General features: G+C 65.3%; 13 protein-coding genes and 1 tRNA gene. 11 read left to right on the top strand and 3 right to left on the bottom strand.

What is annotated here, in order from left to right:
- Window positions 1-16: 16 nt before the first annotated feature.
- The 6 genes from AUL28_RS20090 to dhaL all read left to right on the top strand — a co-directional run bounded on the left by AUL28_RS20090 (window position 17) and on the right by dhaL (window position 5,453).
- The gene (locus AUL28_RS20090; RefSeq protein ID WP_062236280.1) at window positions 17-769 is read left to right on the top strand and encodes an SDR family NAD(P)-dependent oxidoreductase; all 753 of its coding nucleotides are present in this window, start codon (window positions 17-19) and stop codon (window positions 767-769) included.
- 104 nt (window positions 770-873) lie between these two features.
- A complete protein-coding gene (locus AUL28_RS20085; RefSeq protein ID WP_062236278.1) occupies window positions 874-1,878 on the top strand; it encodes a TRAP transporter substrate-binding protein in 1,005 nt (334 codons plus the stop codon).
- Window positions 1,875-2,456, top strand: coding sequence for a TRAP transporter small permease (locus AUL28_RS20080; RefSeq protein ID WP_082640600.1), 582 nt, complete (start codon window positions 1,875-1,877; stop codon window positions 2,454-2,456). Before AUL28_RS20085 ends, AUL28_RS20080 begins: the two co-directional genes overlap by 4 nt.
- Window positions 2,453-3,712 (top strand): TRAP transporter large permease subunit, encoded by a 1,260-nt coding sequence (locus tag AUL28_RS20075; protein WP_058601614.1) that lies wholly within the window; start codon window positions 2,453-2,455, stop codon window positions 3,710-3,712. The genes AUL28_RS20080 and AUL28_RS20075 overlap by 4 nt, the downstream gene beginning before the upstream one ends.
- An 86-nt stretch (window positions 3,713-3,798) precedes the next feature.
- Complete coding sequence (locus AUL28_RS20070; protein ID WP_062236276.1) at window positions 3,799-4,797, top strand: dihydroxyacetone kinase subunit DhaK; 999 nt, start codon at window positions 3,799-3,801, stop codon at window positions 4,795-4,797.
- A gap of 14 nt (window positions 4,798-4,811) precedes the next feature.
- Complete coding sequence (gene dhaL, locus AUL28_RS20065) at window positions 4,812-5,453, top strand: dihydroxyacetone kinase subunit DhaL (protein ID WP_062236391.1); 642 nt, start codon at window positions 4,812-4,814, stop codon at window positions 5,451-5,453.
- A 398-nt stretch (window positions 5,454-5,851) separates the two neighbouring features.
- On the opposite strand, the gene AUL28_RS20060 is transcribed toward dhaL, so the two are convergent.
- Window positions 5,852-6,865, bottom strand: coding sequence for a zinc-dependent alcohol dehydrogenase family protein (locus AUL28_RS20060; RefSeq protein ID WP_082640604.1), 1,014 nt, complete (start codon window positions 6,863-6,865; stop codon window positions 5,852-5,854).
- 106 nt (window positions 6,866-6,971) lie between these two features.
- On the opposite strand from AUL28_RS20060, the gene AUL28_RS20055 reads away from it, so the two are divergent.
- Window positions 6,972-7,958 (top strand): LysR family transcriptional regulator, encoded by a 987-nt coding sequence (locus tag AUL28_RS20055; protein WP_062236270.1) that lies wholly within the window; start codon window positions 6,972-6,974, stop codon window positions 7,956-7,958.
- A 4-nt stretch (window positions 7,959-7,962) separates the two neighbouring features.
- Here AUL28_RS20055 and AUL28_RS20050 read toward each other — a convergent pair whose 3' ends face one another.
- Window positions 7,963-8,949 carry a phosphoribosylaminoimidazolesuccinocarboxamide synthase gene (locus tag AUL28_RS20050; RefSeq protein WP_062236267.1) on the bottom strand — a complete coding sequence of 329 codons (987 nt, stop codon included), beginning with the start codon at window positions 8,947-8,949 and terminating at the stop codon, window positions 7,963-7,965.
- A 380-nt stretch (window positions 8,950-9,329) separates the two neighbouring features.
- Window positions 9,330-9,404 (bottom strand) — tRNA-Gly (locus AUL28_RS20045).
- 313 nt (window positions 9,405-9,717) lie between these two features.
- Between AUL28_RS20045 and AUL28_RS20040 the strand changes: the two genes are divergently transcribed.
- The 4 genes from AUL28_RS20040 (at window position 9,718) to AUL28_RS20025 (ending at window position 12,414) form a co-directional block, all read left to right on the top strand.
- Entirely contained in the window at window positions 9,718-10,314 is a 597-nt protein-coding gene (locus AUL28_RS20040; protein WP_082640599.1) for a prolyl-tRNA synthetase associated domain-containing protein, read from the top strand.
- Window positions 10,311-11,300: a thioredoxin gene (gene trxA / locus AUL28_RS20035; protein WP_062236265.1), complete on the top strand. Its 990-nt coding sequence runs from the start codon at window positions 10,311-10,313 to the stop codon at window positions 11,298-11,300. Before AUL28_RS20040 ends, trxA begins: the two co-directional genes overlap by 4 nt.
- A gap of 103 nt (window positions 11,301-11,403) precedes the next feature.
- Entirely contained in the window at window positions 11,404-12,084 is a 681-nt protein-coding gene (locus AUL28_RS20030; protein WP_058634529.1) for an LON peptidase substrate-binding domain-containing protein, read from the top strand.
- 135 nt (window positions 12,085-12,219) lie between these two features.
- Window positions 12,220-12,414, top strand: coding sequence for a Trm112 family protein (locus AUL28_RS20025; protein ID WP_058601609.1), 195 nt, complete (start codon window positions 12,220-12,222; stop codon window positions 12,412-12,414).
- The last annotated feature ends 93 nt before the right edge of the window (window positions 12,415-12,507 follow it).

The raw sequence follows: 12,507 nt of genomic DNA, 5'->3' as shown, positions 1-12,507 counted from the left end.
TGAGGATGGAAGACGTATGTTGTTGAACGGTAAAACCGCCGTCATCTCGGGTGCGGCCAGCCAGCGTGGCATCGGCCGGGCCACGGCTCAGCTTTTCGCCGAGCACGGCGCGCGTGTGGCGATCCTCGATCTCGACGCCGGGGCGAGCGCCGATGCCGCAAAGGCTTTGCCAGGCGACGGCCATGTCGGCATCGCCTGCGACGTGACGGACAAGTCTTCCTGCGATGCGGCGGCGAAGGCCGCGATCGACGCGTTCGGCCGGGTCGATGTCCTCGTCAACAATGCCGGCATCACCCAGCCGCTGAAGACGCTCGACATCTCACTCGAGAACTGGAGCAAGGTGATCGACGTCAATCTGACGGGCGTGCTGCTGCTCAGCCAGGCCTTCGTGCCGCACATGAAGGAGAAGGGCGGCGGCTCGATCGCCTGCATGTCGTCGGTCTCGGCGCAGCGAGGCGGCGGCATCTTCGGGGGGCCGCACTATTCGGCAGCCAAGGCAGGCGTGCTCGGCCTCGCCAAGGCGATGGCGCGCGAGTTCGGCCCGGCAGGCATTCGTGTCAACTCCGTCACCCCCGGCCTCATCCAGACCGACATCACCGGCGGCAAGCTCACCGACGAGATGCGCACCGACATCCTGAAGGGAATTCCGCTCAACCGCCTGGGCGATGCGGCGGATGTGGCAAAGATCTATCTCTTCCTCGCCTCCGATCTCTCGTCCTACGTCACGGGCGCGACGATCGACGTCAACGGCGGCATGCTGATCCACTAATCAGAACGGAGCCCCGCAGGGGCCCAACCCATCAGATCGCAGGGCCCGGACAGAATGGGAGCCGTCCGGCCCAGACTGCGACTTAGGCTAACGGGAGGATTTCCATGACCATTCACATCACGCGCCGTACGCTCATGGCGGGACTGGGCGCGACGCTTTCCGCACCGGCTCTGCTGAGTCTTCCGACGCGCGCCAGTGCCGCGACGGTTCTGACGCTTGGCCACGGGGCTGCGCCCGGCAATCCGAGAACGCTGGCCGCCGCAAGATTCGCCGAACTCGTGAAGGAAAAGACGAACGGGCGGATCACCATCAATGTCGCCGGCTCCGAGACGTTGGGGTCCGACGCTGCCATGCTCACCAGCCTTCGCACCGGGGCGCTTGACATGACGGCCAACAGCCAGGGCCCCGTCTCGGCGATCGTTCCCGAGATCGCCGTCCTCGGCCTGCCGTTCCTGTTCGAGACCACCGACAAGGCGATCGCAATCCTGAACGGTCCCGTCGGAGAGGCTCTCGCGGCCAAGTTCAAGTCGGTCGGCATCGTGCCGCTCGGCTATTGGAACAACGGCATCCGGCACCTGACGAATTCCAAGCGCGAGGTCACGAAGCCTGGCGACGTCTCGGGCCTGAAAATCCGCACGCCCGCCGATCCGATGACGATCGACATCTTCCAAGCTCTCGGCGCCTCGACCGAGCAGATCGCCTTCGGAGAACTCTATGTCGCGCTCCAGCAGGGCGTTGTGGACGGGCAGGAGAACCCGCTCGTCAACATCGCCAGCTCCAAGCTCTACGAGGTCAACAAGTTCATCGCGCTGACCGCGCACAAGTGGGAATCGACACCATTCCTGATGTCGCAGATCGCAATGGCCCGCATTGGTGGCGACCTCGACGCGGTGCAGGCCGCCGCTGCGGAAGCGGGGAAAATGCAGATCGAACTGTCGGAGAAGGCCGCGAGCGAAGCACTTATCAAATTCAAGGCCGACAAGGCGCTTGTCGTGACCGAAGTCGATCGGGCTGCCTTCGTCGAGGCGACGAAATCGGTCGTGGACATCTGGAAGAAGAAAGACTTCGGCGCTTTCGTCAGTCAGGTAGAGGAGGCGGCGCGCGGATGACCTCCCCCCCGGATCCGGCCGCCCACCCGAGCGGGCCTTTGCGCCCGCTCGGGGTCTCTTTTGTGCTCGCCAACGGGATCGACGCGCTCGTCGGTCAGTTCTCCAAAGCCGTCGTGATCGGGTCGGGTGTGCTGCTGACGGCCATCATGACGGCGAATGTCGTGGCGCGCTACGTCCTTTCGTCTGGTGGATTCCGCTGGGCGCAGGAATTGCCCACCCTCATCTTTCCCTTCTTCATCGTCGCGGGGATCATACTTGCCGCGCAAGGCGGGCTCCATATGGCCGTGGAGTGGCTTTACGACCGCTTCGCAGCGCGCGGTAAGGCGATGCTGTTCGTCTTCAGCCACGTCTGCGTCATCGCGAGCTTCCTGACGCTCGCCTGGCAGGCGCGCGTCGTCGCTGCGATCGCGGGCGTCGAGCGTAGCCCCATCCTCGGCCTGCCCAACAGCATCGGCTATTATGTCGTCTCGGTCGGCGCACTGCTCGTCGCCGTGGTGACGGCCACCGCCACGTTTCGCGTGGCCCGCCTCGGCTGGGACGCTCGTCCGCAGACCAGCGCGGAGGAACTGCCGCTATGACACTCGTCATGATCGGAGTGTTCCTTGTCACCATGCTGCTGGCCATTCCGGTCGGCTACGGCCTCATCATTGCGGCGGGCGCGGCCATTCTCTCGCACGGCTATCTGCCGCTGTCGCTCGTCGCGCAACAGGTCTACGATCAGACCCAATCCTTCCCGATGTTGGCCCTGCCTTTCTTCATGCTGGCCGGCACGCTGATGCTCGGCGGCAAACTCGGGAACCAGCTTCTCGAACTTGCCAGTCACGTCATGCAGCGCTGGCGGGGCGGGGCGCTTTCGACCACGGTCGTCTCCTCCGTCGTCTTCGGCGGTGTATCGGGCTCGGCTGTCGCCAACGCCTCGGCGCTCGGCTCCGTTCTGATTCCCTGGCAGAAGCGGCAGGGCTACCCGGCGCCGCTCTGCGCCGCCAACAACGCGACCTCGGCGGTGATCGACGTCCTGATCCCGCCCTCGATCCCGATGATCCTCTACGCCCTGGTCAGCGGCGTGTCGGTCGCCGACCTCTTTGTCGCCGGCATCCTGCCAGGCATCCTGATGGCGGCCGGTTTCATCGGCGTGTGCTGGTATGTCTCCTGGAGGCGCGGCTACGCGGTCGAGAAGAGCAGCATTCGAAAGCGCGAGCTGGCGCGGCTCGGCCTCAAGAGCTTTCCTGCTATTCTGCTGCCGATCCTCATCATTCTCGGCCTGCGCTTCGGCTTCGCGACGCCAACGGAAGTCGCGGTGCTTTCGGTGGTCTATTCGCTGGTCCTCAGCCTCCTGTTCTACCGCGACCTTACCCTGAAGCGCTTCTGCGACAACATGGTGGAAGCGGGGGTGGCGACCGGCGTTGTGATGCTGGTCATCATGGGCTCGGCCGCCGTCGGCTGGATCTTGACCTTCGATCAGGTGCCGCAGACCTTCGCGGCCTGGGTGTCGGCCAACGTTTCCAACCCGATTCTGATCATCTTGATGATGAACGTCCTGATGCTGATCGTCGGCATGCCACTCGATCTGCCACCGTCGATCCTGCTTCTGGGACCGATCTTCGTACCACTGGCCATGACCATCGGGCTGGATCCGGTACAACTCGGCCTGATGATGGTGATCAATCTCGGCATCGGCCTCTACACACCGCCGATCGGGACGACGCTCTTCATCTCGTCTTCGATAGCCAAGGCACCGCTGGGCGCGACGACAAGGGAGCTTTGGCCGTTCTTCGCCATGGCCATGCTGCTGCTCTTTGCCGTCAGCTACATCCCGGCGCTCACCCTCTATTAAAGAACCCGGCGGACATGCCGCCCCGATTCCGCGACGGTTCCATCGATCCTTCGGGACCGCCGCTTCCGGTTGCCCAGAGAGACCCCATGCAGAGATTCATCAACGATCCCGACAATGTCGTGAACGACACCGTTCGTGGCTTCGTGAAGGCCCATTGCGACATCGTGCGTCTGTCGGAGGCAAACCCGCGCGTCGTGGTCTCGACGCACGCACCGCAGACGGGGCGGGTCGGCGTCGTCACCGGTGGTGGTTCGGGCCACGAGCCGGCCTTCGTGGGGTATACCGGCATCGGGATGGTCGATGCGGTAGCGGTGGGCGAGCTTTTCTCCTCGCCGACCGCCAAGAGCTTCCATGACGCGATCAAGGAAGCCAACGGCGGCGCCGGCGTCATCTGCCTCTACGGCAACTATGCCGGCGACAACATGAACGTGAAGATGGCGCAGAAACTGGCGTCGAAGGATGGTATCGAGGTTGCCGTCGTTGTGGCCAACGACGACGTCTGCTCGGCTTCGGCCACCGAGCGCGAGAAGCGTCGGGGCGTGGCGGGCGAAATCTTCATGTGGAAGATCGGCGGGGCGAAGGCGGCCGAAGGCGCAAGCCTCGAAGAGGTGCGCGCCACCGCACAAAAGGCGATCGACAACTGTCGTTCGATCGGCGTCGGCCTCGGCCCTTGCACGCTGCCGGCTGTCGGCCATCCGAATTTCCAGATCGAGGCCGGCACGATGGAAGTCGGCATCGGCCACCACGGCGAGCCCGGCATTCGGGTGGAGCCGCTGAAGACCGCCGCCGAGGTGGCCCGCGACATGGCGACGATCGTGCTGGACGACCATGCGCTCCCCTCGGGCACGGAGGTTGCGGTTCTCGTTTCGGGCCTCGGCGCGACGCCGCTGAACGAACTCTATATTCTGAACGACACGATCGAGACGGAGATCGCCGCGCGCGGGCTCTCCGTTTATCGCACCTATATCGGCAATTACTTCACGTCGCTGGAAATGGTCGGCGCGACCTTGACCGTCCTCGCGCTCGACGACGAACTGAAACGCCTTCTCGACGCGAAGGCGCGCGCGCCCGGCTTCCAGGCATGACGGAGACCAATGCGATGCAGAGCTTTCCCAACGCGCGCGGTGGGGTGATCGTCGAGGCGATGGCGGCCAGGATCATCGAGAACCGCGACTATCTCTCCGAGATCGACGGCAAGATCGGCGACGGCGATCACGGTGTGAACATGGCAAAGGGCTTCGGCATGGCCGCCGAGCGCCTGAAGAGACGGGACGCTTCGCTTTCCGAAGCCTTCGCGCTGTTGGGCGGAGTTCTGATGGGCGAAATCGGCGGCTCGATGGGGCCGCTCTATGGCATGACCTTCACGGAGTTCGCGGAGGCGATCGAGGGTCGGGAGCGCATCGACGCCAAACTCTTTTCGATCATGCTGCACAAAGGGTTGGAGGGGGTTCAGTCGATCGGTTCGGCGAAGGTCGGCGACAAAACGCTCCTCGACAGTTTCGTTCCTGCGGTGCAGGCCTTCGACGGGGCGACCGCGAAAGGCCAATCGTTTGCCGATGCGCTGAACGCATTGTCGACGGCTGCGGACAAGGGGCGCGACTCGACGATCGACCTCGTTGCAAAGATCGGCCGCGCCAGCCGGCTGGGCGAGCGCTCGCGCGGTGTGCTCGACGCCGGGGCCACCTCCTGCGCCATGATCCTCGGCATCTTGGCGGATGGTGCGAAGGCACGTCTCACCTGATACCGACGAGCGGCGAGTGAGACTCGTATGGGCCTCCCAAGCTGGCGCTGGCGGGCGCAGGGATCTCATGCGGTGGATCTTCCAGGAGTTCTCCATTTCACTGTCGGCGCGCCCGCGTCCTTATGCGCAGAACAAGTTCGAGGTGGAGGCTTTCAAAAAAGTCTCCCCGCCGAATAGAGGTAGAATTTGCCTTTGGCCGTTTGGACTTCGGCGGTGTCTATGTGGACGCAGCCAATCGCACAGTGCTTGAACGTGGAACGCAGGGCCTGTCGGCTTGGACATCAGGCTGGCGGGAGCTGCCGTGGCGTCGAAGACAACGGTGCAACGATGACTCTATCCGGCTCTGACGAGAATGAGGGCAGGGCCAAGGCCACCGCCGTCTGCTTGAGCGATCCGGTCTAGTTCATCTCCACCACGATCTTGCCGAAGGGGCCGCGCTGGAGATGGTCGAGCGCCGCCGGGAGATCGGCCAAACCATAGCGTCGGTCGATGACAGGCTTCAGTCCGGTCTCGTCCACTGACCGCACCAGATCCTCCAAGGCGCGGCGGTGGCCGACGCGGATGCCTTGGATCGTGGCGTTCTTCGTCAGCAGCAGACCTGCGCTTCCCGAGATGTCGAACCCCTCGAACACGCCGATGACGGAAATCCGTCCGCCCACCGCGACGGCCTCCAGCGAGCGGCCGAGATGCGGCCCGCCCACGAGTTCCAGAATATGGTCGATCCCGCGATCGTTTGTGAGGCGGTGAACCGCCTCCACCCAGTCCTCCTGCGTGCGGTCGATGCCATCATCCGCGCCGAGCGCCAATGCTCGTTCCAGCTTGTCGGGGCTGCCGGAGGTCACGACAACGCGTGCGCCGCGCGCCTTGGCGATCTGGAGCGCGAACAGGGCGACGCCGCCCGTGCCCTGCACCAGAACCGTGTCGCCGGCCTCCAGCGATCCGGCTTCCGTCAGCGCGAACCAGGCGGTGAGGCCGGCGCAGGGGAGCGTGCTGGCCTCGCCGAGGTCCAGACTGCCCGGCGCGGCCACCAGCCAGTCGGCCGGCAGGGCGATATACTCCGTCAGCACGCCGGGATAGGAACCGCCGAGCGCGCGCCCGTCCAGCACTTTCGCATTGCCCGGCGCGCGCCCGTCGATCCAGCCCGGAAAGAATGTGGACAGAACGCGGTCGCCCTTGCCAAACCGCGTGACGCCCGCGCCCAGACCCACCACCGTGCCCGCGAGATCGGAGCCCGGCACCAGCGGAAAGGCGAGCGGCATCCCCATGCCGTTCTCGACGATGAGCGTGTCGCGATAGTTCAGCGACGCGGCCTCGACCTGCACCAGAACCTCGCCCGGCCCCGGCTGCGGGCGCTCCACCTCCACTAGGCGAAGGGCCTCGCGGCCATAGCCCGTCATCTCCCAGCGCTTCATTGTCATAACGTCGTCTCCAAAGGGTTCGAGATCGCGCGAAGCTAGCGTTGAACTCGTGTCTTCGGTGGCGATAGATCGGCGCAGGATCGGTGCTTGAGAGGCGACAATGATCGAGCAAGGCGAGATGCTGGCGGACATTCCGCTTTTCGTCGCGGCGGTGGAAGCCGGTGGCTTCGCGCCGGCGGCGGCCCGGCTCAACCTGTCGCGCTCGGCCGTTGGCAAGGCGGTGGCACGCCTCGAAGCACGGCTGGGCGCGAAGCTCCTGCATCGCACGACGCGCACGATCGCTCTGACCGAGGATGGCCAGATCTTTTTCGATCATTGCCGACGTGGGCTGGGCGAGTTGCAGGCCGGCCGCGCCATGCTGGATGCCGGGCGACAGGAGGTGTCCGGTCGCCTGCGCGTGTCGATGCCGGTGCTTTTCGGGCGTCAATGCGTGGCGCCGGTGCTGATACGCCTCGCCAGCGCGCATCCCCGGCTGGAGCTCGATCTGAACTTCAGCGACCGGCTGGTCGATCTTCTGGAGGACGGTTTCGATCTCGTGCTGCGCAACGGGCCGCTTCAGCCCTGGCCCGGCCTCATGGTGCGCCGGGTGGCGCATCAGCATATGCGGGTCTGCGCCGCGCCCTCCTATCTCGACGCGATGGGTGCGCCGAGGGTTCTGGCCGACCTGGAGCGGCATCAGGCCATTCTCTATGGGCGCGCGGGCCGTGTTCTCGGCTGGCGTTTTCCAGGCGAAGCTAGGTCGGCGACCGAGGCCACCCCGCCGAGCCGCCTGCGCTTCGACGATCTCGGCGTGATCCGGGATGCGGCGGTGGCCGGGCATGGGCTGGCCTGGCTGCCCTGCTGGCTGATCCGGCAGGAGCTTCTGGCGGGCCGGCTCGTCACCGTGCTGGAAGACCTGCCCTCGCATGTCTTCGACACGCACGCCCTTTGGCCGCAGACGGCACATCTGCCGCTGCGCGTTCGCTTGGCGCTCGACGCGCTGGCCTCCGAACTCCCCGAGGCGACATCGCCCGTAAGCCTTTGCGGCGATGCGCCCGAGCCGGGTCGGCGCGCTGATCGCGGAGCCGCGCCGGAGGTCTTATCCTAAAGCCTCAGTTGGTGCCCGTCTCCAGATAGGCCGCGAGGTTGCGCTGGATGCGCTCCAGCGGAACTTCTGTCGCATCGGGCAAAACGAACGTCTGGCCGGTGATGATCTCGTAGGCCTGGATATAGACGGCCGCCGCTTCCAGAACGACATCGGCCGGAATTTCCGGGATCGAATCGCGATAGGGGTCGCAGCGCGCCACCACCCAGTTGCGGATGAAGTCCTTGTCGAAGCTTTCGGGCGCTGCCCCTGCCGCAAAGCGCTCGGCATAGCTTTGCGCGAACCAGTAGCGGCTCGAATCCGGCGTATGAACCTCGTCGGCCAAAACAATGTGCCCGTCCGCATCGCGGCCGAATTCGTATTTCGTATCCGCCAGGATTAGGCCCCGTTCGGCCGCCACAGCCTGCCCCCTCGCGAAGAGCGCCAGCGCGGCTTGCGAAACCGTACGCCAATCCTCGGCGGACAGGATGCCGCCCTCGATGATCTCCGCCTCGCTCAAGGGCTCGTCATGGCCGCCATCCATCGCCTTGGTGGTCGGGGTGATGATGGGCTGGGGCAGCTTTTCGTTGGGGCGCAGGCCCTCGGGCAGGCGGTGCCCGTACATCTCGCGGTCGCCGGCGCGGTAGCGCGTCAGGATCGAAGTCGAGGTCGTGCCCGCGAGATAGCCGCGCACCACGATCTCCACCGGCAGAATGTCGAGGCGACGGCCAACCACGACATTGGGGTCGGGATAGGCGAGAACGTGGTTGGGGCAGATCGACGCCGTCTGCTCGAACCAGTAGCGGGCGATCTGCGTCAGCACCTGTCCCTTGAAGGGAATGCTGGCCAGCGGCCGATCGAAGGCGCTGATCCGGTCGGTGGTGATGAGAATGCGCCTGTTGTCCGGCAGGTCGTAATTGTCGCGTACCTTGCCCCGGTAGCGATTCGGCAGGCCGGCGATCTCGGCTTCGGAGAGAACCTGATGGGCATGAGGGGCGAGGGTGGCGGCGTCCATCGGCAATGTTCCGGCTTGCGATTCAAAGGCGAGGCCATCAGCCCCGGATTGCCGGGCAATTGCAATGATTTTTGGTGAGGGCGCGCGTTCTGCGGCGGGCGTTTGGGACCCGGCCTTGAGCCGCCTGTGGTTCGGGAGGTCTCGTCTACGGAATGGAAGGCTACCTGCGCGCCGGCCTTCGCGGCGAGCCGCGCCCTAAAAGGCCAACACCCTGATCGGGCGTCGCGCCATTCACGACCACCATCCGCGAAAAATCTACGCCCCGCCAGAGACGCGTGGAGTCGGGCGTAATGGCATGGCGCACCGCGCCGTCATCACGCAACATACGAACCACGGAGATTGCGTTTTGTCTGATCAGTATGATTTGAATTTGAAGAGACTGGAGCGGGCGATGGGATTCGAACCCACGACCCCAACCTTGGCAAGGTTGTGCTCTACCCCTGAGCTACGCCCGCCCGCTCTGTCGTTCCGTCGCTGCCCGGTGGGCTGCTGCGGATGAGCGGCTTATGAAGGATGGCCCTCGGTTTGGCAAGGAGAAAATTGCAGAAGCGTCGCAATGCTTGAAAACGCGTTCGCGGACAGGGACTTGCGACGGGAGGTGGTCCCCCTGCTCGGCGTGGCTCGCTGTTCGACCGCGCTGGGAAGGGTCGAATCGACTGCCCGGTTTGCGTCGGACATGTCCCGCCTTCGCGAGGCCCGGCGGCTTGACGGGGCACGACCGGCGGTGGCACCAGCGAAGGAGAGGACGAGACGGCACGGAGAGCATCCATGGTCGGGCAGGCGGGTGAGGGGCAGGGCGCGGCGAGCGCGGATTTTCCCGAGCGGGACGATATCCTGCAGGAGCTTGCGCCCGAGTTGGCGGAGCGTTTCGAGGCGCTGGGCCTGCGCTCGCGCACGGTGGCGCACGAGCCGGTCTATACGGTGGACGAATCGCAGGCGCTGCGCGGCACGATCCCCGGCGCTCACACCAAGAACCTGTTCCTGAAAGACAAGAAGAGTCGCCTGTTTCTGGTGGTCGCGCAGGAGGACACGAATGTGGACCTCAAGACGCTGCACACACGCATCGGCGCGCAGGGGCGGCTGTCCTTCGGTTCGCCCGAGCAGATGGGCGAGCGGCTCGGCGTCGAGCCCGGCTCGGTGACGGCCTTCGGCATTGCCAATGACGGGGAAGGCGTGGTCACGCTCGTCCTTGATGAGCGCCTGATGGCGCACGATATTCTGAACTGCCACCCCCTGACGAACCGCGGGACGACCTCTATCTCGCGGGAACATCTCTTCGCCCTGTTCGCGGCGGTGCGGCACGATCCCTTGATCGTGCGCCTTGAAGCGGACGCGGCCGACCTTGCGAGCGGACAGACCTCATGAGCGACAATCCCTACGCTTCGGGACTTATGGGCTTCGGCCGTCAAAGCGTTTCGCCGCGCTCCGCCGCCGGCGCCGCACCGGCCCCGGGCGGTGCTCCGGCCGGTGGCGACCTCGTGAAGGACACGACGACGGCGAATTTCTCGGCCGACGTCATTCGCGAGTCGCGCAACCAGCCGGTTCTCGTGGATTTCTGGGCGCCCTGGTGCGGCCCCTGCAAGCAGCTCACGCCCGTCATCGAGCGCGTGGTTCAGGCGGCCAAGGGCCGGGTGAAGCTCGTGAAGATGAATATCGACGAGCATCCCTCGATCGCCGGGCAACTCGGCGTGCAATCCATCCCGGCGGTCTTTGCCTTCGTCAACGGCCAGCCGGTGGACGGCTTCATGGGCGCGCTACCCGAAAGCGAGGTGAAGGCCTTCGTGGATCGGCTGGTGAAGATGGGCGGGCCGGGTGCGGAGGGCGATCCGCTGGAAGAGGCGATCACGCAGGGCACCGAGCTTCTGGCGGCGGGCGATGCGGGCAATGCCGCGCAGATCTTCTCGGCCGTGCTCCAGCACGATCCCGAAAACGCCAAGGCGGCGGCCGGGCTTGCCGAGTGCTACATCGCGGCGGGCCATCCCGACCGGGCGCAGGCCGTGGTCGATCAGCTGCCGCCGGAGGTCCTGAACGACCCCGCCTTCGCTTCCGTCAAGACCAAGCTGAAGCTTGCCGAGGAACTCGCGGGGCTCGGCGATCAGGCCGAGCTTCAGGCGCGGCTCGAAGGCAATCCGGACGATCATCAGGCCCGCTTCGATCTGGCGCTGATCGCACAGGCCAAAGGCCAGCGGGATGTCGCGGCCGGCCATCTTCTGGAGATCATCAAGCGCGACCGCACCTTCGCGGACGATGGCGCGCGGCGCAAGCTCCTCGAATTCTTCGACGCCTGGGGCCCGATGGACCCGGCGACGAAGGAAGGCCGTCGGCGTCTGTCCTCGCTTCTCTTCCGCTGAGGCGGACGGCGAGGCCGCACGCCGACGGGTGAGGCCGTCGCATGGACCTTGAGTTTGCGCCCCACTGCGCCAATTGCGCGGGATCAACCGGAGAAGAACCTTGGTGCAAGCCGGCAACGTGACCTATAGCTCGGATGCCGATCTGCCGGAAACGGTGGCGGTGTTTCCCTTGTCGGGCGCGCTTCTGCTGCCGGGCGGGCAGATGCCGCTCAACATTTTCGAACCGCGCTATCTCGCGCTGATCGACGATGCCATGTCCGGCGCGCGCGTCATCGGCATGATTCAGCCGCGCCTCGACGGCGCGGTTCAAGAGTCCGGCGAGCCCGAGCTTTGCGCCGTGGGCTGCTTCGGGCGCATCACCTCGCTGACCGAAACGGGCGACGGGCGCTATCTCCTCAACCTTCAGGGCATCGCGCGCTTCCGCGTTCTGGAAGAGCTGGAAAGCGACGAGCCCTATCGCCTTTGCCGCGTCTGCCCCTTCACCGCCGATCTCTCGCCGGGCGAGGGCGAGGAGGTGGTGGACCGCGACGCGCTTCTGAAGGCGTTCCGCTCCTATCTCGAAGCCAACCAGCTGGAAGCCGATTGGGAGAGCGTGTCCAAGGCTTCCAACGAGACATTGGTGAACGCGCTGTCGATGATGTCGCCCTATGGTGCGGCGGAAAAGCAGGCGCTTCTGGAAGCACCCGATCTCAAGACCCGCGCCGAAACGCTGGTCGCCATCACCGAGATCTCGCTGGCGCGCGAGAACAGCGACGATGGCAACGGAACGCCCATCCTCCAATAGCGCACGCCGGACACGGCGGGAGGATGGGGCCTTTCTTGGCAGGGCGTGCGCAGAGGTCTATTCAGCGGGAGACGGGCCGGCTTTGGACTGCCCTGACTTACACGCGGCGCGCAGCCGACATGAAAAGAGATCCGCATGGTCGATGATACCGAGCGCAAGGGCCGCCCCGATCCCAAGCTTCTGGAACTCCTGGTCTGCCCTCTGACCAAGACGGTCCTGAGCTACGACGCGGAGCGCAACGAGCTGGTCTCGCGCGCCGCGCGCCTCGCCTATCCCATCCGCAACGGCATTCCGATCATGCTGCCATCGGAAGCGCGCGAACTCGATTAAGCCGGACACAATCCACAATCGGGTGGGGCGGTCGGAGCGATCCGTAAGGCCTTCCCGGAGGTCTCAGCAGACGTTCCTACGCTTCCATCGGCC

Origin of the sequence: Aureimonas sp. N4, assembly GCF_001463925.1 — a bacterium.
Lineage (GTDB): Bacteria > Pseudomonadota > Alphaproteobacteria > Rhizobiales > Rhizobiaceae > Aureimonas > Aureimonas ureilytica_A.
Note: the sequence above shows the minus strand (reverse complement) of the source record. Positions and strands in the feature narration are given on the sequence as shown.